Annotated in this window: 22 protein-coding genes and 1 tRNA gene; 11 read left to right on the top strand and 12 right to left on the bottom strand. The window is 41.9% G+C overall.

The genetic code is table 11. The features are described from left to right. The first annotated feature begins 27 nt into the window (after positions 1 to 27). From EOD41_RS02205 to coaD, 4 genes are all read left to right on the top strand, one after another. Complete coding sequence (locus tag EOD41_RS02205; protein ID WP_127703140.1) at positions 28 to 825, top strand: DUF3822 family protein; 798 nt, start codon at positions 28 to 30, stop codon at positions 823 to 825. Further along, positions 816 to 1,358, top strand: coding sequence for a 16S rRNA (guanine(966)-N(2))-methyltransferase RsmD (rsmD, locus tag EOD41_RS02200; protein ID WP_127703139.1), 543 nt, complete (start codon positions 816 to 818; stop codon positions 1,356 to 1,358). Before EOD41_RS02205 ends, rsmD begins: the two co-directional genes overlap by 10 nt. Positions 1,359 to 1,369: 11 nt before the next feature. Then, complete coding sequence (gene nudK, locus EOD41_RS02195; protein WP_127703138.1) at positions 1,370 to 1,954, top strand: GDP-mannose pyrophosphatase NudK; 585 nt, start codon at positions 1,370 to 1,372, stop codon at positions 1,952 to 1,954. A 130-nt stretch (positions 1,955 to 2,084) separates the two neighbouring features. Next, positions 2,085 to 2,546: a pantetheine-phosphate adenylyltransferase gene (coaD, locus tag EOD41_RS02190; protein ID WP_127703137.1), complete on the top strand. Its 462-nt coding sequence runs from the start codon at positions 2,085 to 2,087 to the stop codon at positions 2,544 to 2,546. On the opposite strand, the gene EOD41_RS02185 is transcribed toward coaD, so the two are convergent. Further along, entirely contained in the window at positions 2,515 to 3,153 is a 639-nt protein-coding gene (locus tag EOD41_RS02185; protein WP_127703136.1) for an NUDIX hydrolase, read from the bottom strand. The two genes, coaD and EOD41_RS02185, sit on opposite strands and share 32 nt — an antisense overlap. On the opposite strand from EOD41_RS02185, the gene pyrE reads away from it, so the two are divergent. After that, positions 3,152 to 3,793, top strand: a complete 642-nt coding sequence (pyrE, locus tag EOD41_RS02180; RefSeq protein ID WP_127703135.1) for an orotate phosphoribosyltransferase — start codon at positions 3,152 to 3,154, stop codon at positions 3,791 to 3,793. The genes EOD41_RS02185 and pyrE overlap by 2 nt on opposite strands. Before the next feature lie 15 nt (positions 3,794 to 3,808). Beyond that, a complete protein-coding gene (locus EOD41_RS02175) occupies positions 3,809 to 4,204 on the top strand; it encodes an SRPBCC family protein (RefSeq protein ID WP_127703134.1) in 396 nt (131 codons plus the stop codon). A 340-nt stretch (positions 4,205 to 4,544) separates the two neighbouring features. Here EOD41_RS02175 and EOD41_RS02170 read toward each other — a convergent pair whose 3' ends face one another. Continuing rightward, positions 4,545 to 6,389, bottom strand: coding sequence for a PAS domain-containing sensor histidine kinase (locus EOD41_RS02170; protein ID WP_164849866.1), 1,845 nt, complete (start codon positions 6,387 to 6,389; stop codon positions 4,545 to 4,547). 211 nt (positions 6,390 to 6,600) lie between these two features. Between EOD41_RS02170 and EOD41_RS02165 the strand changes: the two genes are divergently transcribed. After that, positions 6,601 to 8,229, top strand: coding sequence for an ABC-F family ATP-binding cassette domain-containing protein (locus EOD41_RS02165; RefSeq protein ID WP_127703132.1), 1,629 nt, complete (start codon positions 6,601 to 6,603; stop codon positions 8,227 to 8,229). 55 nt (positions 8,230 to 8,284) lie between these two features. Here the strand turns inward: EOD41_RS02165 and EOD41_RS02160 are convergent, their stop codons facing one another. From EOD41_RS02160 to EOD41_RS02145, 4 genes are all read right to left on the bottom strand, one after another. Continuing rightward, on the bottom strand, positions 8,285 to 8,794 hold the full coding sequence (locus tag EOD41_RS02160) for a GNAT family N-acetyltransferase (RefSeq protein WP_127703131.1): 510 nt from the start codon (positions 8,792 to 8,794) through the stop codon (positions 8,285 to 8,287). A 96-nt stretch (positions 8,795 to 8,890) separates the two neighbouring features. Next, positions 8,891 to 9,667, bottom strand: coding sequence for an SDR family NAD(P)-dependent oxidoreductase (locus EOD41_RS02155; RefSeq protein ID WP_127703130.1), 777 nt, complete (start codon positions 9,665 to 9,667; stop codon positions 8,891 to 8,893). Positions 9,668 to 9,727: 60 nt separating this feature from the next. Continuing rightward, a complete protein-coding gene (locus EOD41_RS02150; RefSeq protein ID WP_205780472.1) occupies positions 9,728 to 10,945 on the bottom strand; it encodes an MFS transporter in 1,218 nt (405 codons plus the stop codon). A gap of 53 nt (positions 10,946 to 10,998) precedes the next feature. Beyond that, positions 10,999 to 11,571 (bottom strand): NADPH-dependent FMN reductase, encoded by a 573-nt coding sequence (locus EOD41_RS02145; RefSeq protein WP_127703129.1) that lies wholly within the window; start codon positions 11,569 to 11,571, stop codon positions 10,999 to 11,001. A gap of 123 nt (positions 11,572 to 11,694) precedes the next feature. Here EOD41_RS02145 and EOD41_RS02140 point away from each other — a divergent pair, with 123 nt between their 5' ends. Further along, entirely contained in the window at positions 11,695 to 12,060 is a 366-nt protein-coding gene (locus EOD41_RS02140; RefSeq protein ID WP_127703128.1) for a winged helix-turn-helix transcriptional regulator, read from the top strand. A 13-nt stretch (positions 12,061 to 12,073) separates the two neighbouring features. Continuing rightward, the gene (locus EOD41_RS20645; RefSeq protein ID WP_317133178.1) at positions 12,074 to 12,301 is read left to right on the top strand and encodes a SnoaL-like domain-containing protein; all 228 of its coding nucleotides are present in this window, start codon (positions 12,074 to 12,076) and stop codon (positions 12,299 to 12,301) included. Positions 12,302 to 12,389: 88 nt separating this feature from the next. Here EOD41_RS20645 and EOD41_RS02135 read toward each other — a convergent pair whose 3' ends face one another. From EOD41_RS02135 to EOD41_RS02125, 4 genes are all read right to left on the bottom strand, one after another. Further along, positions 12,390 to 12,785: a (R)-mandelonitrile lyase gene (locus EOD41_RS02135; protein ID WP_127703127.1), complete on the bottom strand. Its 396-nt coding sequence runs from the start codon at positions 12,783 to 12,785 to the stop codon at positions 12,390 to 12,392. Positions 12,786 to 12,952: 167 nt separating this feature from the next. Further along, entirely contained in the window at positions 12,953 to 13,303 is a 351-nt protein-coding gene (locus tag EOD41_RS02130; RefSeq protein WP_127703126.1) for a DUF2200 domain-containing protein, read from the bottom strand. 29 nt (positions 13,304 to 13,332) lie between these two features. After that, positions 13,333 to 13,479 (bottom strand): hypothetical protein, encoded by a 147-nt coding sequence (locus tag EOD41_RS20640; protein WP_164849864.1) that lies wholly within the window; start codon positions 13,477 to 13,479, stop codon positions 13,333 to 13,335. Between the two features lie 165 nt (positions 13,480 to 13,644). Next, positions 13,645 to 13,717 (bottom strand) — tRNA-Lys (locus EOD41_RS02125). A 112-nt stretch (positions 13,718 to 13,829) separates the two neighbouring features. Between EOD41_RS02125 and EOD41_RS02120 the strand changes: the two genes are divergently transcribed. Beyond that, on the top strand, positions 13,830 to 15,485 hold the full coding sequence (locus EOD41_RS02120) for a M28 family metallopeptidase (protein ID WP_127703125.1): 1,656 nt from the start codon (positions 13,830 to 13,832) through the stop codon (positions 15,483 to 15,485). Positions 15,486 to 15,537: 52 nt separating this feature from the next. Further along, complete coding sequence (locus EOD41_RS02115) at positions 15,538 to 17,715, top strand: tetratricopeptide repeat-containing sensor histidine kinase (RefSeq protein ID WP_127703124.1); 2,178 nt, start codon at positions 15,538 to 15,540, stop codon at positions 17,713 to 17,715. Between the two features lie 8 nt (positions 17,716 to 17,723). Here EOD41_RS02115 and EOD41_RS02110 read toward each other — a convergent pair whose 3' ends face one another. Both EOD41_RS02110 and EOD41_RS02105 read right to left on the bottom strand, forming a co-directional pair. After that, on the bottom strand, positions 17,724 to 20,342 hold the full coding sequence (locus tag EOD41_RS02110; RefSeq protein WP_127703123.1) for a BamA/TamA family outer membrane protein: 2,619 nt from the start codon (positions 20,340 to 20,342) through the stop codon (positions 17,724 to 17,726). Between the two features lie 37 nt (positions 20,343 to 20,379). Beyond that, positions 20,380 to 22,722, bottom strand: coding sequence for a GAF domain-containing protein (locus EOD41_RS02105; RefSeq protein ID WP_127703122.1), 2,343 nt, complete (start codon positions 22,720 to 22,722; stop codon positions 20,380 to 20,382). Position 22,723 lies beyond the last annotated feature (1 nt).

Here is a 22,723-nt window from a genome sequence, read left to right as displayed (position 1 = left end):
TTAAAATATATTACATTTGCTAACTGCATGAACGAACCTGTTTACTATTACACTAATGACGCTATTGACCTGCAACAGGCAGGCAGTTATACTTTATTGTTAAAGTTGAACACTTCCACATTCGCTTATGCTGTTGCACAAAGCAATAGTTTAATTGAATGGGGCGGCATAAATCCAATTGCTGAGCTTACCAACCCTGCAGATATAGCCGAACTGTTGAGTGCCGAATACCGCCAGGTGATTGTTGGCTTACCTTCAGTTGCTTATACACTGATACCAGAAGCTATTTTTAGTGAAGCAAACGTAAATGATTTTGTCCGCTTTCTGGATGTACAACCCGGTGAAAAGGTTTTTATTCAGCAACTCGACAGCGAAAACCGGGTGCTTTACAAGGTATCTGCCGATGTTATAAATGCTATTGAAAAGTATGGGGTCGAGAACACCGTATTCGGGCTTAAGGGATGGGTAAAGGCGATTGCAGGAAGCAATCCGTCGGACGATACGATATATGCTGAAATCAGCGGCAGTAAAGTATCATTCTTATACTATAACTATGGTAAACTGCGCTTTTTAAGCACTTTCGATTTTTACACGCCCGACGAACTGAGTTACTACGCCGCCTTTGTAACCGAGCAGCTAAAAATGCAGCCGAAAAAAACACGGGTTTGCATTAGTGGTGAAATAAGCCGGAACGACGATGAGTTTAAGCGCCTGGCCGACTTTTTTAACGAGGTTGAAACAACCAATCTGAACCTTTTACAGCTTCCTGACGAGGTTGAGCCTCACCACATTTTATCGGTAGCGGCTTTAACATTATGCGGATAATTGGCGGTAAACTTCGCGGATTACGTTTAAATCCACCCACTAATCTTCCGGTACGCCCTACTACCGATCTGGCTAAAGAAGCGCTGTTCAACATCCTGCAAAATCAAACAGAACTTGAAGGCATCCGCGTACTCGACCTGTTTAGCGGCACCGGTAACATTACCTTTGAATTCGCATCCCGCGGAGCGGAAAGTGTGCTCTCTGTCGACCGTAACATAAACGGGCTTAATTACATAAAAGATATCGCACGAAAACACAGTCTGGATTGTATCAAAACCTTCAAAGCCGACGTATTTAAATACATGGATCTGGAAACGGAACAATTCGATATCATCTTCGCCGATCCTCCGTATGATTTGAACAGGATACCCGAAATACCTAAGATAGTGTTTGAAAAAAACCTGCTTACACCAGGCGGATTGCTGATAGTTGAGCATCAGTCGATGCAAAATCTTAGTAATCAGCCAAATTTTACCGAACAGCGAAGGTACGGGCATTCGTCATTTTCATTTTTCAATCAACCAGAAATCTGACACAAACACATATGGAACCGCTTGAACAGATCAGGAATATTAAAACCGAGATACTTTCAAACAACTGGTACACCTTAAAAAAGCTCACTTTTGAACATAAAGACAAAAGTGGCAAATGGGAAACTTTTACCCGTGAGGCTTACGACCGCGGTAACGGCGCAACCATTCTGCTTTACAACAAAACATCACAAACCGTAATACTTACCCGCCAGTTCCGCATTCCAACCTACATTAACGGCAATGCCGATGGTTATTTAATTGAAACATGCGCGGGTTTACTTGATAAAGACAATCCGGAAGACTGTATCAGAAAAGAAACTGAAGAAGAAACCGGCTATAAGGTTACATCGGTTAAAAAAGTATTCGAAGCGTACATGTCTCCGGGCTCTGTAACCGAGTTGATTTACTTTTTTGTTGCCGAATACGATAAAGGCATGAAAGTGAGCGAAGGGGGTGGCTTAGCTGAAGAAACTGAGCATATTGAGGTACTTGAACTGCCTTTTGCCAAAGCGTTAGATATGATTACCTCTGGCGAGATAAAAGATGGCAAAACCATAATGCTGCTGCAGTATGCACAAATAAATGGGTTAGTATAAGAAATCCTCCATGGTCATTAAGAGTTTGGTTTGATACTACAGCGGGCAGTTGGTGCTTAGCAGGAGAGATACTGAAACAAGTTCAGTATGACAGGTGTTTCTTTTACATTTTTTCCTCATCTTTATCCATATGAACATTGCCCTTTTCCCGGGATCGTTTGATCCTGTAACAAAAGCCCACGTAGATATTGTAAAACGCTCGGTAGCATTGTTTGATAAAGTGTATATCGGTATTGGTGTAAACAGCAGCAAGCAAAGTTATTTAAGTATTGAAAAGCGGCAGCAAATGCTTAGGGCTGTGTTTGAAACCGAGCCTAAAATTCACATCATCGCTTACGAAGGCTTAACCGTTGATTTTTGCCGCAGTATTGATGCCAACTTCATGATCCGTGGCATACGTACCGTGTCAGACTTTGAATACGAAAAGGCCATAGCACAAATGAACCATGCCCTGGCGCCTGAAATTGAAAGTATTTTCATTGTAAGCAAGCCGGGCTACTCGTCTATCAGCTCAACTATTGTGCGTGAAATACTGCGTCACAACGGAGATGTAAGCCAGTTTATTCCGAAAGAGGCGCTGGCCTATCTTTAATCAGCTTGCTTTTTACCAGTACATCCACTATTGAAGGGAAAGTATTTTCCAGTATGGTACCCACCTCTTCCTTCTTAAACCAGCGTACATCAGTTATTCCCTCTTCCTTTTGAGGTTTTAGCTTTTCGTGTCCGCGGTGTTTCATGGCATACCAATGCGTTTTCTTCAATACCGGCTCACGTTTAATGGTATAAACGTGGTAAGTTTTACATATCTTTTTACCAAGCTTATTTACGGTTATGCCACACTCTTCCTCAACCTCGCGCACTCCGCCTTCTTTTCTGCTTTCATCCTTTTCCAGCTTACCCTTCGGCAGATCCCATTTATCATTACGATATATAAATAAATAGTCGCCCTCGTCATTCTTAACCAAACCGCCGGCCGCCTCAATAACTGTGATGCTTGCCTCAATTTCCTTCATAAAAGCTTTCGCATCATTACACACCACATAAAACAACCCGATGTTGTATTTAAGTATTTTTGGGTAAATAGTTTTTAAATTAAACGTTTGGCCATCAATCATTTGATAGCTTCCGGCGTTATCAGGTACCTTTTCTGTTACCAGGATAACCTTTTGGTTGATATAAATTCTGTACTTTTGAGCCATGTTTAACAGTAGTGAAACGGAACAGCAGGTAGCCGAATTCCTGTTGCAAATTAAAGCAATTAAATTACAACCTAACAATCCTTTTACATGGGCTTCGGGTTGGAAATCTCCTATTTATTGTGATAACCGTGTAACACTGGCCCATCCGGCCATACGCACATATATCAGGCAAAAGCTATCTGCCGCCATTCAGGAAGAATTTGGCGCAGTTGGCTGTATTGCAGGTGTAGCTACCGCGGGTATTCCGCAAGGGGCGCTTGTTGCCCAGGAACTTGGGCTTCCATTTATATATGTTCGCGCCAAACCCAAAGAGCACGGCCGCGGCAACCTTATTGAAGGTGAAATAATGCCGGGTAAACGTGTGGTGGTTATTGAAGACCTGATTTCAACCGGAAAAAGCAGCCTGCAGGCTGTTGACGCATTGCGCGAAGCCGGCTTTGATGTATGCGGACTTGCAGCTATCTTTAGCTACGGTTTCGATGTAGCAACCGAAAATTTCAAACAGGCAAGATGTCCATTCTTTACACTTTCTAACTACAACGCGTTAATTAAATATGCTGAAGATAATCAGTATGTTTTGCCTGGTGATGTTGAAATTTTAAAAAATTGGCGTCAAAATCCTGAAACATGGGGACAATAATTTTGTTATTGGCACATGACAGTTTTTGAAAGTATTGTACATATCAATAAACCGGTTAGCGGAATTTATCAGTTTTTAAGCGACCTGAATAATCATCAGCAGTTAATGCCGCCCCAGGTGCAAGACTGGCGCTCAACAGCCGACGAAGCAAGCTTTAGTATACAAAATATGGCAAAGCTGCGCCTGGGTGTACAAAACCGTGTAGAAAATACTGAGATCACAATTGTACCTACCGAGCAACCGCCTTTTAAAGTGATGCTTAAATGGCAACTGGCACAGGAAAGCGATTATACAAGCGTACAATTCACTATAGCAGCCGAGTTGAACATGATGATGAAAATGCTTGCGTCGGGCCCTCTGCAAAAACTGGCAGATCACCAAACGCAAGCCCTTGCCGAATTATTCAGGTAAGACAAGCCTGTCTTAGAAAGTTCTGTTAAATGATTTACGCGACAGTACCAACAACACGTTGATAACTACCAAACCTATTATTAAAGCTATCATAATCGGGGGTTATTATAATTGATTAAAAAACTACTCCTGTTTAATTAAGTCAAAGTTTATTCCAAAAGCTTTTATAGGTTTTATTTTTGTTTTGCTAATGTGTTTTATGCTTTTCTAATGCATATTTGATTAAATATCATGCAAAATCGTGCCAAAAGTGATATATCACAACTGATAGTTGTTTTTCTGTAAGAATTTATTTGGGGAAATGCGTGGAACAAATGCTTAAAAATTCCACATTGGGGCATTAAATATATACGTTAAAAGTTGTGCCTTTGTCAACCTCGCTATGCACTTCTATCCGGCCGCCCATAGCTTCTATCTGATTTTTTGTAATGAATAATCCTACACCGCGCGCATCGCTGTTGCCATGAAATGTTTTGTACATGCCAAACAGGTTTTTACCATGTTTTTGCATATCAATGCCTTTTCCGTTGTCGGCTACGCTTAGTATGCCGGCTCCATCTATAACTGCATATTTCAGGGTGATCTCAGGGCGCCTTGTATGGCTGCGGTACCTGATACTATTGGTAAAGAAATTAAGCAGGATACTTTCCAGGTAGGCCGGATGATATTCTACTTCCGCATCGCCGGGTATATGATTATTTACGATTACATTATGCTCGGCAATTTCACGGGACAAGACTTTAACCGTTTTATTGACATACTCATTCAGGTTAACAGGTACCTTTTGAAGGTTTGTTTTAGTTTGGATAGAAACCACGTCATTTAAATTTACAATGGTCTCGTTAAGCTGTTCAGATACGTTTTGCATTAACTGTAAATAATGCTCACGTTCGTTTGGATCGGTATGCGGATCATTCACCAAATCAATAAGCGATTGGAAATTGCCCGCGTGTGTACGAAGGTTATGTGATACAATGTAAGCGAAATTCAGTAGCCTTTCGTTTTGCTGACCAACAACCTTAAGCGTTTCTTTTATCTGCTCCTCTTTATTTCTCTTGTCGGTTATATCCTGTACGTGTGAAACAAAATACATTGGCTGCCCCTCACCGTTGCGTACCAGCGAAACACTCAAAAGCGCCCATATAATCTGGCCGTTCTTATGAAAATAGCGTTTTTCCATCTGGTAATTATTTACCTCACCGGAAAGCAGCTTATCAAGCAGTTCAAGGTCTGCATCTAAATCATCGGGATGCGTTATTTCCTGAAAAGTTTTTTGGTTGAGTTCATCCTGCGTATAGCCGAGGCATTCAACCAATTGCCTGTTCACTTTAAGCCATTGCCCTTCAGGCGATACTATGGCCATACCTATTGTGGAATTTTCAAACGCGCTTTTAAACCGGTCTTCGCTATTTTGCAGCTCCTGTTTAATTTGCTTCTGCTCGTTTATATCCTGCAGGGTACCAAACAGCTTTACACATTTACCATCTTCAAATTCGGCGTTACCAATGGCACGCGTCCAAAGTTCCTGCCCGTTTGCCGTTACGAGTATTACTTCCATATCGAAGCCCTCACCTGTAGCTATTGCATGGGCAGTTGCCTGGTGTATGCGCTCACGGTGTTCACCTTCTTTATAGAAATTCAGCCTTGTATTGGGGTCAGGCTCGTAATCAAGCGGCACGCCGATGATTTGTTTTGTCACCCTGGTCCAGGCTACTTTATTATTAACTACATCATACTCCCAACCTCCCAAGCGAACACTAAGATTAGTCTTATTAAGTAATTCTTTGGTTTTTTTAAGCTTGAGTTCGCTTTGTTTTTGTTTGGTGATATCGATATGGCAGCCAACCATACGCAGTGGTTTTCCATCAATATCCCAATGCGTAACCATCCCTGTGCAGTTGATATATACTATTGATCCATCTTTATGCTTAAAGCGAGGCTGAGCGCGGTAAGGCTCTTTAGCGCCATTTTGCAGATGTTTTTCAATTTCGGCCATCACCATCACGAGATCTTCCGGAAACATTAACTCCGTTAGTGCCTCTACACGGTTTTCCAATTCGTCATCCGCATAACCAAAGGCTGATTTTAATTGCGGACTCATATACATTTCGCCGGTGCTCATATTCCAATCCCACACGCCGGCCATGCCATGATCTAAAATAACGCGGTAAATATCGTCGCCCATCGGCATTTAAAAAGCTTTCTTGTTTACAATCGGGTAAGCGGCAAAATATGTACCAGTATTCGTGCTACCGCAGCTTATAAAAGTAAAAATTAATATCATGTTAACAAATACAAATTGCGCTATGTAACACATTATTACGTCGTTTTAAAACTATTGGTTTTTATGTTGGAGCTATTAAGCGTACCTTTGCAAAAAATTTTATAGACACTGCATGATTACAGTATCAAATTTAACCCTGAGGTATGGTAAGCGTACCCTTTTTGAAGATGTTAACCTGAAGTTTACCCGTGGTAATTGCTATGGCATTATCGGTGCTAATGGCGCGGGTAAATCCACATTCCTGAAAATATTAAGTAAAGAAGTTGATCCTACCACCGGCTCGGTAAGTTTTACTCCGGGCGAGCGCATGGCCGTGCTGAAACAAAACCACTATGAGTTTGACGAGTTTCCGGTTATTGAAACTGTTTTGATGGGCCATAAGGAGATGTACGCCGTAATGAAGGAAAAAGACGCCATCTACCTGAAGGAAGATTTTACTGATGCTGACGGTGAGCGTGCCGGAGAACTGGAAAACCTTTTTGCCGAAATGGATGGCTGGAATGCTGAAAGCAATGCCGCTACTTTGTTAAGCAATCTTGGTATAAAAGAAGACCTACATTATAAGCTGGTAAAAGAGCTTGACGGTAAACAAAAGGTACGTGTGTTATTAGCCCAGGCCCTTTTTGGCAACCCTGATATACTACTGCTGGATGAGCCTACCAATGATTTGGATATCCACACCGTTAGCTGGCTGGAAGACTTTTTAGCCGGATATGAGGCTACTGTATTAGTTGTATCGCACGACAGGCACTTTTTAGATGCTGTTTGTACTCACGTAGTGGATATTGACTTTGGTAAGATGACCATTTACACCGGTAACTACTCCTTCTGGTATGAATCCAGCCAGTTGGCATTGAAACAGCGTGCCGACCAGAACAAGAAGATGGAAGACCGCGTAAAGGAATTACAGGAGTTCATCCGCAGGTTTAGCGCCAACGCGTCTAAATCAAAACAGGCAACCAGCCGTAAAAAGGCGTTAGATAAGATCAATCTGGAAGAGATACAGCCATCAAACCGTAAGTACCCGGGCATAATATTTAATAACCTTGGCCGTGAGGCCGGCGACCAGATATTACAAACAGAAAAACTTGGCAAAGTACAAAACGGCGAAGTACTTTTTGATAATGTGTCATTCATGGTAAATAAGGGTGACAAGATCGCTATCCTGTCGCAAAATAGCTTAGCTACAAGCGCTTTTTACGAGGTGTTAACAGGCCGTGATAAAGATTTTAAAGGTAACTTTAAATGGGGTGTAACCATTACTACCGCTGATATTCCAATTGAAAATGCGGAGTATTTTGAAGGCAAAAACGAGAACCTGATCGACTGGCTGCGTGAATATTCGCCGGGTGAAAAGGACGATCAGTTCATCCGCGGCTTTTTAGGCCGTATGCTTTTTAGTGGTGAAGAAGTGCTAAAAAAATGTAACGTGCTTTCGGGTGGTGAAAAAATGCGTTGTATGTTCAGCCGGATGATGCTGCAGCATGCCAACGTATTGCTGTTTGACGAGCCTACCAATCACCTTGACCTGGAATCAATCACCGCCTTAAACAATGGCATGAAAGATTTCCGTGGCACTGTTTTATTCACCTCGCGCGACCATGAGCTGGTAGAAACCGTAGCCAACCGCATAATTGAGATAACACCTGCAGGTATTATTGATAAACTGATGAGCTATGATGAATATATTAATAGCGAAGCCGTAAAAAAACAACGTGAAGAATTGTACGCTATGGCGTAGTTAGTGAGCAGCAGATTAGATCATAATATAAAGGCGGCTTTTCGAGCCGCCTTTGTTATTTTATTATACTGTAAAGCTGTAGTTCGTCAGCATCTTCTGATAGTCGGATTTGTTTTTCATAACTAAATCCAAGTTTTTTAAGCAGGTTTATTGAAGGCTTATTTGTTTCAATGGATATAGCAGCTATACGTTGCATATACAATTTTTCCATACCATATTTCAGCGTGGCTTCAGCCATTTCAAAAGCATAACCTTTACCGGTAAACTGGGGTAGCAACGCATAGCCTATATCGGGTCTATCAAGGGTATCACGCTTTATTAACCCACACATCCCGATAAGTTGCCCGGTTTCCTTTATTACAACAGCCCACATACCATAGCCGTTTTTTTTATAGCCTTCCATTGGCCTGCTTAACAGATAGCCTTTGGCGTCATCAATCGTTTTTACGTTAAAGTCGCCAATGTTAGTAACCCATTCATCAGTGTTAAGCAGTTCTAATATAAAAGGCGCGTCGTTCAGATCGAATTCACGCAATAAAAGCCTTTCGGTTTGTAGTATAAGCATGCTTAAATATATCAAAGTACAACGAAACAAATACTCCAAATCCTTCAAACTGCCCGAAAACAATCACCAACTGTCAATTAACAACTGCAAACTGAACTACGCTCCCTGCCCCAGGTTGATCATCAGTCCGCCGTCAATAGCATAAGTTGAACCGGTTACATAATCTGCCGCGGGCGATGCAAGAAATAAGGCAACCTGTGCTACCTCTTCAGGCTGGCCTGCACGGCGGGCCGGAATATGTGAAGTAGCTTCCTTCAGCTTTTCTTTATCATCAATGGCTTTTTGGTTCATTGGTGTAAGTATCATACCGGGTGCAATGTTATTAACGTTTATACCTTTTTCTGCCACCTCGAGCGCAAGTGAGCGTGTAAAATTCCGCAAAGCGCCCTTTGAAGCGTTATAATCGGCATTACCCGGTGTGGCTATTTCTTCGTGTATAGATGATATGTTGATGATCTTACCCTTTTTGCCTTCTTTATCCAAATACCGCAAAAACTTTCGGCATGCATAAAACGGCCCGTACAAATTGGTTTTGATACACGTATCGAATGTTTCGGTATCCATTTCAGCAACGGGGACGTTTGAACCATTTACGGCCGCGTTATTCACCAGAATGTCTAAACCTCTAAAATCAGAAAAAACCTGATCCAATGTCTCTTCTACCTGATTTTCATCGCTAACATCAATTTTGTAAACTTTTGCCTGTACGCCTAATGAGTCGGCTATTGATTTCACTTCATTTGCGCCTTCTTCGTCCGAATGGTAGCATATACCAACATCAGCGCCTTCTTTTGCAAAAGCTATTGCTATTTCGCGGCCTATGCCCGAATCGGCACCTGTAACAAAAGCCACTTTTCCTTTTAAAATATCCATATGCCTTTTTGCCTAAATAAGGCGTTGCGGGTAATAAATGTTTTGCAAAAACGGATTTTGTTAGTGTTGATGATAAGCACGCGAATAAGGTGTCTTCTTCCAAACCTGCATGTAAAAGAATGAAAGAACCAGCACTGCTGCCGATGCATAGAACATGGGTTGCACCCTGCTGAGAATATCATGAAAAAACAATCCCGAAAAAAACGCGCCAAGCCCGATGCCGGCTTCAAGCGAGATATACATGGTAGCCATTGCTTTGCCGCGCTGCTCAGGGTTACTCAGATCAACCGTCCAGGCGTTCACTGCAGGAGAAAATACCCCCGAACCAATACCATATAAAACCGAACCTATCAGCAAGCCGTAAGCAGTATCGGCGTAAGCCATAACTAATAAAGAAATTACCAATATGATCACCCCTACTTTTATAACACTTACACGGCCAAACCTGTCGGAAACCTTACCCGCCACAAACCTTATTACCAGCGACGCGATAGTGAACACCATAAAGAAAAGCCCCTTATTAGCAATGCCAAGATGGTGGGCCCAATCAGGTACTAAAGTAAGGATGACACCATAAGGCAGATAAGCCAGCAACGTGATGATTCCGGCAGGAAGTACCCGCACATCTATAATGTCGTTTTTTGATATTTTAAGTAAGGAAAAGCTAAACCGGTGCCTGTTCTTCACTGTTTCCTTCATGTTCATCAGGATAAGTATGGATAACAGCGCCAGTGCCGATGAACTGTAGAACAAAATTTCAATAGAATAATATTGACCGATTGCACTGCCAATAGCGGGACCAATAGCCATACCTGTACTGTAACTAATACCGTGTATGCCTAAAGCCTCGCCCCAGCGCTCTTGTGGTACAATGTCAGCAACATAGGCTGCGGTAGCCGTAGGCTTAAACCCGGTTGAAAAGCCGTGCACCAGTCTTAAAAGAAGGAAACCAAGCACATTGCCAAGCAGAGGATACAAAAATCCACAAATAAAGCACACTATCGAGCCAACTGCCATAACCGGCACCCGGCCAAGCGTATCGGTAAGCTTACCGCTGAAAGGACGGGATATACCTGCTGTTAAAGTAAAAAAGGCTATAACAAGCCCTTTATATTCAGCGCCCCCCATCTTACTAAGGTAGGCCGGCATTTCGGGGATAAGCATATTAAAGCTTGCCGAAAACAGCAGTGAACTTAAACACAGTAAACCGAAATGTATGTTGTAAATAGGATGCGAGGGTTGGTTTGACAAACCCGGGTTAGATGCAGTATGGTTCATTCCCATTGGCAAAGATAGCTTTTTTACCGCCGGGAATGAACTTTAATCCTGTTTTACACATCGGCTTTTATCGAAGCCAACCCTTTTGTCCAACGGTTAAGCTGGATAAGCATTCCGTCGGCAGCCTTATGCAATATCTCGTTTGGTGTAAACGAAGCATCTTCGCCAATAAACTGGTTAAGTGATGGTATGCTAACTGATTCGGCAAGGCTTACTACCTTAAGTGAAAGCAGGTCGGCTTTCAGGTTTGCAAGCGCGCGTACACCTGCAAAAGGCCCAAGCGAATAACTTACAATGCCTGCCGGTTTATATGCCCATTCGTGCACCAGGTATTCCAAAGCGTTTTTTAAAGGTGCAGGATAACTGTAGTCATATTCGGCAGTAACAAATATAAAGGCATCGGCCTCGTTTATGGTAGCGCTCCATTTTTTGGTATGCTCGTGTTCATATTGCTGCAGTATGGGGTGAACCGCCTCATTCATCAAAGGCAGGTTGATCTCGCCAAGGTCAAGTACTTCAGCTTTGAAGTTTCCGGTCTGCTCCGCCAGCTCTTTTATCCACGATGCAATAATTGGCCCTTTACGTCCGGGGCGTACGGTAGAAGTTATAATTTTAAGATTATACATGTTTCAGGAGATATTGATTTATATGTTTAAACACATAACAAAGGTACTCATAAATACTATACTTTAGTAAGCACTATACAAAAGTATAGCACTATACTATGGTATAGTTGTTTATATTTGTTTATGAATAAGGAAGTTAAGGAACCCCCTCACAGCAAAATGGCTTGCATGAAGGCCATGCTACCCGTTGCCGACGCGGTTGAAATACTGCGCGGAAAATGGAAATTGCCTATTATAGCATCCCTGTTTTTTGGCACGAAACGCTTTAGCGAGATAGCCGGCGATATCCCTAACATTACCGACCGTATGCTTTCAAAAGAACTAAAAGACCTGGAGACAAATGACCTGGTAAAGCGTACCATTCATAATACTTTTCCTGTTACTGTTGAATACTCGTTAACAGAGCATGGCGAATCGCTCAGGGGCATTATAAACGAGCTGCGTACATGGGGTACTAATCACCGGCTGCATATTACAAAAAGGTTATAATCCTTAGGAAGGTATTCAAGCCATAATTGCCAAGAACAAGGAATGGTTTAATTCGCTTTCAGAAATACACAGCTCAGTGGTATCCGAACCTCTTGTTATCGATACTCACTTTACCTGCACCATGACCTATGATATCACCATGAAAGAGTTTGGGCGCATGAAATTCAGTGAAATTTGTGTATATGAAGTAAAAGGCGGCAAGATTGTATATGAGCATTTCTTTTACCGCATGAGGAATTAAATTATTTAATAGCTAAATCAGCTATTGCAATCGCAACGAAGCCGCTTCATGCATTAGTGCGGCTTTATTGTGATATATCTTATATAATTCAACGCTTATACTGCTCTTCGGTTACATGCTCCATCCATTCAACTACTTTGCCGTTTAGATTTTCCTGTATGGCTATGTGCGACATACCATTAGTTGCCGAAGCGCCATGCCAATGTTTTTCATTCGGTTCGAACCAAATTACATCGCCCGGCCACACCTCCTCAACAGGTCGTCCTTCGCGCTGTACCCAACCAAGGCCTGAGGTGATAATAAGCGTTTGCCCAAGCGGATGCGTGTGCCAGGCAGTTCGGGCACCCGGTTCAAAAGTTACCGTCGCCGCCGCACCCCGGCGAACATCATTGGCATCAAATAAAGGATCAATACGTACAGCACCGGTGAACCATTCAGCCGGCCCTTTAATAGATGGTTTTAAGCCTAATCTTGTAATTTCCATAGTAGATGTTTTATTATTTAAGTAGCACTTACTGCTTTATTTATTTCTTCCTTAATCACCTAAAGGCGTCGTTCTTCAAGTTCTTAAGATGATATTTTTTTAACCAGGCTGCTCTTATGTGAACCATCGAGTCTGACACGTTATCTCCTACCAGATACTTCCAAACTCTATTTTCTTAATATCTTTTCCATTGCCTTCCCTTTCGCCAACTCATCAATCAGCTTATCTAAATAACGCACCTTCTGCATTAATCTGTCTTCTATCTCTTCAACGCGGTAGCCGCAAATTACACCTGTAATTTTTGAAACATTAGGATTTAATTGTGGAGCCTGATCAAAAAAGCTTTCAAAATTGGTCTTTTCTTCAATATGTTTTTGCAAGGTTTCTTTATTATATCCGGTTAACCAGAAAATGATCTCATCTACTTCAGCCTTGGTACGGCCTTTCCTCTCCGCTTTTGTAATATAATGCGGATATACACTTGCGAAAGACATTTTATAAACTCTTGAATTATCCATAATTGTATATATATATTTCGCTTCAGAGATTAAGTATAAAAGGCAAAACGCTGATATTGAACTTGCTTTTTGTTGTGACCCAGCATGTAAACAGCCGATGTGCTGTCGTTCCGAGGGCGGACGGCGGTCACAACTTTAGTTGATACATACTGATTAAATTCAGTTTTCTTCTTCATTTACGTTCAAAATCATTTTGGAACATTCAGGCACAATTTTGAAACAGGGCCGGGCAGGACGTAGTTTCCCACTTCAAAGGGGCAAATGTTTTTTTCTTGTGGTGAATTTTGCAACAAAAAATCCTGCGTTTTCGTTGGTGAAAACGCAGAATTTGGAAAAAGCTGTGACCCCGGAGAGATTCGAACTCTCGACCCAATGATTAAGAGTCATTTGCTCTACCAGCTGAGCTACGGAGTCGTACAAATTTTAGTGGGGGAGTACAAATAAACAATTTATTTTCGAAAAAGTGCCACTGCTTTGCAAGCTGTTGTGAACAATTCTTTTTTATATTTGACTAAAACCGATCTTCATGAAATATATTGCTCCTGCCCTGCTTGTTGCCGCCGCATTATTTAGCGGATGCAAAGGCAACAATCGAAATACAGCTACTGATACGCTTGGCGCTGAAACCGGGATAGCAGCCGACATCAGGCAGCACATTGCGGTACTGGCTAACGATTCGCTTCTTGGCCGTAAGCCGTTTAGCAAAGGCGAGGATAAAACCATTGCCTATATTGCCAATCAATTTAAAAAACTTGGGCTTGAGCCGGCTAACAATGGCAGTTATTTTCAGGAAGTACCGTTAGTTGAAATAACAACTGCTCCGGCCGATATGCAACTAAGCGGCAAGGGTATAATAAAACTAAAGTATGGTACCGATTTTGTTGCCACTACACGCCGTGAGCAGGATACGCTTAGCCTTATCAATTCCCCTTTAGTGTTTGCAGGCTACGGCGTTGTAGCACCCGAGTATAATTGGAACGATTATAAAGGCCTTGATGTAAAAGGTAAAACCGTGGTGGTACTGGTAAATGATCCCGGCTTTAAATCGGGCGAGCGCAAACTATTTAAACAGGACACTATGACCTACTACGGCCGCTGGACGTACAAGTATGAGGAAGCCGCAAGGCAAGGCGCCGCAGGCGTACTTATTGTGCATCAAACAGAACCTGCAAGCTACGGCTGGAGCGTTATTGAGAATAGTTTTACCGGTTCAAAACTGTACCTGCAACAGGTTGACAAACATATGAACCGCTGCAAGCTGGAGGGCTGGATTAGTGAAGAAAGCGCTAAAAAACTGCTATCGTCGGCAGGCATAACCGGCGATATACGGGCGTATGCGCAAAAGCCCGGTTTTAAAGCTGTTCCGCTTAATACTACACTTTCAATATCTTTAAAAAACACGCTTAAATATTCTAAATCACATAATGTAGCGGCAACATTGAAAGGTACTTCAAAGCCTGATGAGTATATATTATATTCTGCACATTGGGACCATTTCGGTATAGGCAAACCCGATGCTAAGGGTGACAGCATTTATAACGGTGCTATTGATAACGCGAGTGGTGTAGCCGCAATACTGTCTATTGCGAAAAAATTTACCCAGCAAAAAGTTAAGCCGGCACGTTCAGTGGTATTTTTGGCAGTAACTGCCGAAGAGCAAGGTTTGCTGGGATCTGAATATTATGCAACGCATCCACTGTATCCACTAAATAAAACCGTTGCAAATTTAAACATGGATGCATTGAAAGCCATTGGTGAAACAAAAGATATCGGCATTACCGGTAAAGGTCAAAACGACCTTGACGACTATGTTATAGCCGACGCTAAACAGCGTGGCTGGCAAGTATTGGGCGACGAAAAACCCGGCGCTGGATCATACTACCGGTCGGACCATTTTAACTTTGCCAAAGTGGGCGTACCCGCGCTCGACCTGAATAATGGCACTACCGCTGTTGGACATGATAAGGATTATGGGGTGGAGAAAGCTAAAGAGTATAACGAACAGCGTTATCATCAGCCTTCAGATGAGTATTCTAATACGCTGAATGTAAAAGGCATGGCGCAAACCGCCGGACTAATGTTCAGGATAGGTTTTAAGCTCAGTAACGAAACCAGCTTTCCCGGCTGGAAGCAAGGTTCTGAGTTTAAGGCTATAAGAGAAAGGTCGATAAACAATAAATAAATTTTAAATACTTCTATAATATTATAATTTAGAGGCAATTAAACCGGCCTCATTGAAACGATTTCCTTTACTTATAATTATTCTGACTATCGCGTATATTAATTTATTTGCGAAAGATCAGGACCCTGAAATAGAAAACTTAAAAAGGGAAACGTTACCTGCACTGGAGAAGCCGTTAAAAAGTACAGATACTCTTACTGTAAACCGTCTTAATCAGCTTGCACAGTTATACTTTGAATCATATCCCGACAGTACTATATTTTACGCAAAACTCGCTGTAAATCGTTCAAAAAAAATAGGCTACTCAAAAGGCGCTGCCGAAGCTTATATTCAAATTGCTACTGTTAACTCATTTACTAATGATTATACAGCCGCTTATGAAAACTTTAATCAATCGTTACAATTATACCGGAAGCTTAACGACAGCCTTGGCATAAGTGAAGTATATATGGGGCTTGGCCAGGTAGAAGATCATCAGGGCAAATATGATAAAGCCCTGCGCTATTTTAATCGTGCTATTGCAATTAGAAAAGCGCTTTACGAAGACGTTTATGAAGCCGAAAGCTACGCCATTATGGGCGTAACTTATGATAATAAAGGTGAATTTAGCAAAGCGCTTGATTGTTATTTCCGTTCGCTTAACATTAATTTAAAATATAATAACCAACTTGATGCTGCCGATAATTATAACAATATTGGTATAGTATTGCGGCATTTAAAACTATATCCAAAAGCACTTGAGTATTTTAACAAGGCGCTGAATATATGGTTTCGCCTTAAAGACAAACAAGGTATAAGCAGCGCTTATCAAAATATTGGTGAAGTACTCACTGAGCGCGAGGATTATTCAAACGCTATTAGTTATCTTCAAAAAGCTTCAGCTATTTTTCACGACATTAACGATCAGGAAGGCATCTCTGCAATTTACTATGATCTTGGCATGTATCAATATCATACCAATCGCATAGATTCAGCCTTACATTACCTCAACCTCTCGTTGCAATCCGCTAAAAAAAACAACCAATCCCGTAATCAGGCTTCTGCTTACTACGGATTGGCAATGTTATATAACCGTTCAGGTAAGTATAAGCAGGCGCATAATTATGCCTTAAATGCGAAAAATCTGGCCGATAACATAGGCAGCCGCGACCTGAGGGCCGAGGCCGTTTTGCAGCTTAGCTACGCTTTAGGTGGACTTAAGCAGTATGATAAAGCTTTGCAGCAGCATCGGCAGTATGTCGCGCTAACTGATAGCCTCCAAAATAATGAAAGCATTCAAAAATTGATCTCATATAACCTGGCTATAGATTTTGAGAACAGCCAGAAACAAGCATCACTTAAAGAAGCCACCCTTAAAAAACGCATAACGCGTCAAAGACAGACTATTTTAATAGCCGGAGTTGTTATTTTGGTAATAACTACCCTTTTGATAGTTTATTATAACGCCAAACGTAAACAAAGCATAGCTAATAAGTTGTTAGAGCAAAAAAACAGGGAAATACTGGCACATCAAGCCGGTATAGAAGAACAATCTGAAAAGCTAAACCAACTTAATACATTAAAAGACAGGCTTATTGGGATATTAGCCCACGACTTACGCGCTCCGATTTCAACTCTTAGAAACATGTTTGTTTTGCTTACCGACAAAGATATTTCACAGGAAGAATTTATTGAAATGGTGCCTCGGGTAAACGAAAAGCTTGAAAATACCTCCGGATTTTTAGATACCCTTTTGGTATGGATAAACAGCCAGGTTGATAATGCTGAAAGTAAATCGAAAAAATTTGTGCTGCATGAAATTGTTCAAAATGAAGTTGCTTACCTTAATGATCAGTTGTTGCACAAAAAGATCCACATCCACAATAACGTATCTGAAAGATATGCTGCAGTTGCCGACCCCAACTGCATCAGAATAGTTATACATAATCTGCTTACCAACGCTATTAAGTTTTCAGAAATAGGTGGCGTAATTGAACTTTATGCAGAGGCAGGAAACGATGACACAATAACATTAAGAGTAAAAGATAACGGTGTTGGCTTGCCTGAAGAAAAATTGAACCGGCTGTTTAAAGGCACGGTAGCCAGTAACCCCGGCACGCTTAACGAAACAGGAACCGGCATGGGTTTGGTTTTTTGTAAAGACCTGATAGAAAAATTCGGCGGGAAAATCTGGGCAGAAAATAATGCTGCAAAAGGCACTACTTTTAGTTTTAAACTTCCTGTAGGTTAAAATCAGCTTTAAAACTGTAGCCCTATCGAAATATACGGAATAGCGCCTTCACGAGAAAAGCCTGCCATTGCTTGTATTAAAAACATTTGCGCAGGCACAATGTACACACCGCCACCATAGCCAATATGTATCTTATCTGAACTTTCGCCGGGTAGCCATACTCTGCCTGCATCTGTAAAACCTATTAAACCTACCGAGCCGGGCAGCAGGTATGAATTAAAATCAAAAGCCTTTACACGAAATTCAAGGTTGTTATACACCATGGTTTCGCCCGTAAAACGGTTGGTATGAAAGCCGCGAAGATTATTTTGTCCGCCAAGCTTTACCTTTTGGAAGAATTCGGCATGCCCAAAAGTAGTTGCGGCTCCTGTGCGGTTACTTACCGACCATATTGAATCGGCTCCGGGTGTTAATGTGAACCCGAACTCGCTTGACAGTTGCAAGTATTTGTTATTAGCATATCCAATGCCTGTGTAACCGTTCAGCGTAGTATTCCAGTAAATACCTTTGGTTGGCAGGATGCCTTTGGCGCGGTTATCATACAAACTGTTTACTATGAAACCTGCATACCACCTGTCATGATATACATCTTCATCAGGATTTTGCTGCGCGTATACATTTAAAAACCGGTGATGGTTATCGTGCTGATTGGCTGTGTAAAATTGACCTGCTACGCCCGCGCTTATACGCCAGTAATCATAATTTCTGTATAACGAGATATTGCTGTTAACCACATCGTACCGACTGCGGTAGTAGCTTATCTCACGGTCAAACTCTGGTTCTTCATCATCTTCATCAAATTCAAGGTGCGGGGCAAATACACTGTTGTTACCCAAGCCAAAAAAGTTGGCTACGTTATTAGGGCCGTTCGAACGGAAGTCAATCATCAGGTTGGTTTCGCCAAAAACTTTTTTAAAATCACCCTCATAATCAATAACAAACGATTTGCGCGCCAGCGAATAATTCACAGTAAGCTCGTGTCTGTAAGCATAGGGCTCTTTACGAAAACCGTGCTTTTCGTACGAGAAGCCGCCTATCAGTGATATACCCTTATCTATTCCATAATTAGCTAAAGTTATAACAGCGAACCTGTCATATTTAAAACCGTCGTAGTCGTATTTATTTACAGTGGTGTCCGTCGACAGGCGCAGCTTCGCCTGTGAATGTGACGGTAATGTATTTGCTTTGTCGCTGCGGTCGTACACATACAAGTTGGCCTTGTTATGAAGATCAGGATCAACAGCAATACTGTCCCTGTCGCCGCCGGCTATCATACGTACTTTAATGGGCGAAGGAGTTTTGCCGGTTACTACAAATGCATCCTTGCCGTCAAAACCATATAACCTCACCTCATCAGTTACCTTTGGGTCAAACGTCCGGCGGTAAGTTTCATGGTCAATCTTACCGTCTTTTTTGATTTTGTTAATGGTGACTAAAATGCTGCCATCATCGTTATTTTGTACAGAAAACTTGTCGTGTTTGTCCGTAGCCGGTACCTCCACATATTTTGATATGAACTGATAATACTCCAGCCCTTGCTTCATCAACAAATTACGGCGAGATATCATCTTAGCAGTAATTTCAGATCCTGATATTTTGTAAATATTATCAGGCATCCGCCTTAAGGCCTTTTCTATCAGTTCATCTGTAAGCGTGTTTTGTACGTAGGCAATCTGTTCTTTCCAGTCGTTCTCATCCAACTGGTTTAAAAAGTAGCGATCAAAATAACGTGCCTGAACGTTCCAACCTTTTATATCGCGGATATGATCGCCATACCCCTGAAACTTCGAACTTAGCCATTGGTGCGAAACTATCCACGGGAAAATGCCATTGGTTTTGTAAAACACCTGGTCGCGGTCGCGAGGGATTGGTTTATAGAGGTCGCCATATTCGCCTTTCGTTTTCTCCCAGCGCCATTGGTCTTCGTGCCTGTCCCAGTCACCTAACAACATATCAAGCAAGCGGGCGCGCAGTACCAGCTTTTCTTCAATACGGTTATCGTTATCGTCCCTTACTTTTTCCCTTACTTTTTCACTATTGTAAGTTTTTTCAGCATCCAACGGCTCACGCTCTTCAAACATGAATACCTGGTTGGCAAATTCTTTTCGATATTCACCAAGTGCCGGGTCATCAGGCACATAAATAATTTCGGGGTTGGCGTGCGGTATATCAAGCGCTTGGGCAAGCGGCGGTACTGCCAGCGCACCAAACGGATGCATAGATGATATTTGATCCTGCAAAATATCCCTTGCAATAGTTTTTTTTAAGTTGGCGGGTAACTTCCTGTCGGAATATTTTTGCAGTGTACGCAGTACCCACTCCTGCCCCGTCGGATCAGCCAGACGTAATGATTTGGTTTGCATTCCACCACCAAGCTGAAGTATTTTAAGTCCGCCTTTTTCAGTAGCCAGGTGCAGTATACGGAGCTTTACAGGCGTTGCCCAAAGTTGCCGGTTATGGTTGCCTAAAAATATGCGGTGCAGCTTGCTTACCTGATTATATTCGGGTGCAATAGCAATGGTAATGCTATCATTTTTTATTTGCTGTGCTAATAATGGCTGCGCCAGAAATATGCCAATGCAAGTAAAAAATATACCCGATAATTTGTTTATAATGACATGATGCATGCTGCTAAAGGCTCCGCGATAGTTAACACCCATGCAATTATATGGTTTCAGGATAATTTACACCAACACGGATTGCCTTAAGGCCTGATACCCCTTGTAATTCTTCCAGTTCAAGGTACTCTACTTCATGATTCAGATACCCCTGCTCTTGTAAATATTGAATATATTGTATGTATTCACCAGCTTCGTTTTGATTAAAATACACTAATGCAATCTTGTCAGGCTGGGTAAGACGCTCGGCGGTGCCTTTAACCAGCACCTTGTCTATGCGTTTCTTTACTATCTCATAACGGATATTATAAGCTCCTTCAACATCAAAACGGCGCTCGTCATTTCTGAAACTAATGTTTATAGGATGTGAATGGATAAATATCAACTGTGTAGTAAACAACGGGTTATGCATTTTTTTTGACAGCTTGCGCGTCAATCTGGCTATCTCGGCCATCGAGCGTATTTGCCACAATCTTAGATTTTTAAGATAGAGGTTGCTGAATGGCCTCTCAGGCGCTATTGACTGGCCGATGTAGATATCATACTCCACACCATCGGTACGAAACTTACTGAAATAGCATGGATACGACTTTTGCAGCGCAGTTTGCTCGTTCTCCAGATAGCGGCTAACCGATGTATTGATCAACTGCATCGACTCCTCCAACTCCCTCCTTTTACGGTATGCAAGCCCGCTTTCTTCTTTAATAGCATTAAAATAAGCGTCAATTGCCGGGCCGGTTATTGCATTGCTGGCTTTAACATGCTGCAATAAAGGCTCTACTTCAGCGTTCAGGAAACTGCTAAGCATGATCTCGTCATTTGTGTTGGTATAATCGTTTATACGTATCAACCACTCGCCGGTATCATATATCAGTTTGTCAACCAAACTAAGCTCTACATGCTCTTTTATAATTTTCAGGGTATCAATCAGCGTAGTAAGCAGGCTTTTCAAGTCATCCTGCAAGGCCATGTTACGCTCAATGGTTGAGTTGCGGATGTCGATTGCACCAAACAGCGGATAAGTATCTTCAAAAGTAACGGTATCAATCACAGCAATCTCTTCGCCTGCATTTACTTTACGCAGATAATTATATGCTACTTCGTTAAACTTCCATTGCACTGATGGCTGAAGTGAAGTAAATTTATCTTTCAGTACCGCGTCAAGCTTGGCGTTAAATGCATCAATGCCATACTGAAATAGCTGCGCCAGTAAAGGAATGGCACCACGCAGTTTCGAAAGCAGCACCTCGTCTATCATTAACTCCTTACGCGAATGCAATTCAAGTATGCCCGCAAGCTGTTTGTTATAAAATATAGGTATGAGCGTGTACGAATAAATACCTGCATGTCTGATGATGCGCAAAAATGGATTTTGCATCGCTTTCTCATCAGTAATGTTGGTATAAAATATCGGCTTAGGATCTTTTTGATAATCAACTACCATTTGGTAAAGCACCTCATCTTCAATGCCGGCTTCCTTCGCCGCGTCCATTAACACACTTTCCACACATTGATCTGAATCAAAAACCAGCTTATCATTCACAGTTAAAAACGGCATCAGGCCAAACTCAACATCGGCATTCCCAACCAGTGTTTTAAGCGACTGTATGATCTTAGGATATGCATCCTGCTCGTAAGTATGGTTAACCAATACCGACCGTATATTATCAATAGCATGTGTCATGGTAATATCGGTAAGCGTGATAATAGTGAAGCCCTCAAGCCTGAAGTTGGTTAACGGTAACGCATCGCGCAACAGTTCCAGTTCAGTGCCTTTATGCATTTGAGCGCCTAACTGTTCAAAATCAATCTCAGGTAATTCACCTTTTACATGTATATCAATAAACCGGGTATCGGCATGTATGGCATAATAGCGGTTCAGGCTGGTTTCAGGATCGGTGTATGTATATATCTTTTCGTCCCTGAAAACCGATGTAAAGTTGTAGAACTTCTTTAGTATCAGCTGATAGATAAACTGCACCTGCTTTTTTTCTATAGTTGTACTATCGAAATCAGGTTCGCCTTTAGCCCGTTCGTGATTGGTATAAAAATTGTAAAAGGCGTCGGTACTAAAAAATATCTTATCGGGCACGGCTGTGCTCATGGCCCAGAAAAATTCCTTTTCGTTAGCAACCAGCGGCGTTAGTATGGTATAAATAAGCACCATAATTTCATGATGCTTTTCAACATCAGCGACGCTGATTTGAAAGTCTTTACCATCAATTTTGTATAGCCTTTCCAGCAAGAAACGGTAAAACTGAGCTTTTATAGGGTGCTCCGTTTTTATCCTTTCTTCCAGATGATTCATCAGCGGCTTAAACGATAGGCGGGTTTCCACCTGGCAAGCCACGCAATGGTCATCATTTATATTAAGTATTGAAGTGTGCATT

Source organism: Mucilaginibacter limnophilus (assembly GCF_004005815.1).
Taxonomy (GTDB): Bacteria; Bacteroidota; Bacteroidia; order Sphingobacteriales; family Sphingobacteriaceae; genus Mucilaginibacter; species Mucilaginibacter limnophilus.
Note: the sequence above shows the minus strand (reverse complement) of the source record. Positions and strands in the feature narration are given on the sequence as shown.

Bases quoted from the DNA above. Each gene is read 5' to 3' on its own strand.
- pyrE (WP_127703135.1), top strand. From the start codon at position 3,152: ATGTTTAACAGTAGTGAAACGGAACAGCAGGTAGCCGAATTCCTGTTG.
- EOD41_RS02120 (WP_127703125.1), top strand. From the start codon at position 13,830: ATGAAATATATTGCTCCTGCCCTGCTTGTTGCCGCCGCATTATTTAGC.
- EOD41_RS02170 (WP_164849866.1), bottom strand. From the start codon at position 6,389: ATGGGCGACGATATTTACCGCGTTATTTTAGATCATGGCATGGCCGGC.
- EOD41_RS02175 (WP_127703134.1), top strand. From the start codon at position 3,809: ATGACAGTTTTTGAAAGTATTGTACATATCAATAAACCGGTTAGCGGA.
- EOD41_RS20640 (WP_164849864.1), bottom strand. From the start codon at position 13,479: ATGAAGAAGAAAACTGAATTTAATCAGTATGTATCAACTAAAGTTGTG.
- nudK (WP_127703138.1), top strand. From the start codon at position 1,370: ATGGAACCGCTTGAACAGATCAGGAATATTAAAACCGAGATACTTTCA.
- EOD41_RS02105 (WP_127703122.1), bottom strand. From the start codon at position 22,722: ATGCACACTTCAATACTTAATATAAATGATGACCATTGCGTGGCTTGC.
- rsmD (WP_127703139.1), top strand. From the start codon at position 816: ATGCGGATAATTGGCGGTAAACTTCGCGGATTACGTTTAAATCCACCC.
- EOD41_RS02165 (WP_127703132.1), top strand. From the start codon at position 6,601: ATGATTACAGTATCAAATTTAACCCTGAGGTATGGTAAGCGTACCCTT.
- EOD41_RS02140 (WP_127703128.1), top strand. From the start codon at position 11,695: ATGAATAAGGAAGTTAAGGAACCCCCTCACAGCAAAATGGCTTGCATG.
- coaD (WP_127703137.1), top strand. From the start codon at position 2,085: ATGAACATTGCCCTTTTCCCGGGATCGTTTGATCCTGTAACAAAAGCC.
- EOD41_RS02185 (WP_127703136.1), bottom strand. From the start codon at position 3,153: ATGGCTCAAAAGTACAGAATTTATATCAACCAAAAGGTTATCCTGGTA.
- EOD41_RS02145 (WP_127703129.1), bottom strand. From the start codon at position 11,571: ATGTATAATCTTAAAATTATAACTTCTACCGTACGCCCCGGACGTAAA.
- EOD41_RS02135 (WP_127703127.1), bottom strand. From the start codon at position 12,785: ATGGAAATTACAAGATTAGGCTTAAAACCATCTATTAAAGGGCCGGCT.
- EOD41_RS02160 (WP_127703131.1), bottom strand. From the start codon at position 8,794: ATGCTTATACTACAAACCGAAAGGCTTTTATTGCGTGAATTCGATCTG.
- EOD41_RS02110 (WP_127703123.1), bottom strand. From the start codon at position 20,342: ATGCATCATGTCATTATAAACAAATTATCGGGTATATTTTTTACTTGC.
- EOD41_RS02205 (WP_127703140.1), top strand. From the start codon at position 28: ATGAACGAACCTGTTTACTATTACACTAATGACGCTATTGACCTGCAA.
- EOD41_RS02155 (WP_127703130.1), bottom strand. From the start codon at position 9,667: ATGGATATTTTAAAAGGAAAAGTGGCTTTTGTTACAGGTGCCGATTCG.
- EOD41_RS02130 (WP_127703126.1), bottom strand. From the start codon at position 13,303: ATGGATAATTCAAGAGTTTATAAAATGTCTTTCGCAAGTGTATATCCG.
- EOD41_RS02150 (WP_205780472.1), bottom strand. From the start codon at position 10,945: ATGAACCATACTGCATCTAACCCGGGTTTGTCAAACCAACCCTCGCAT.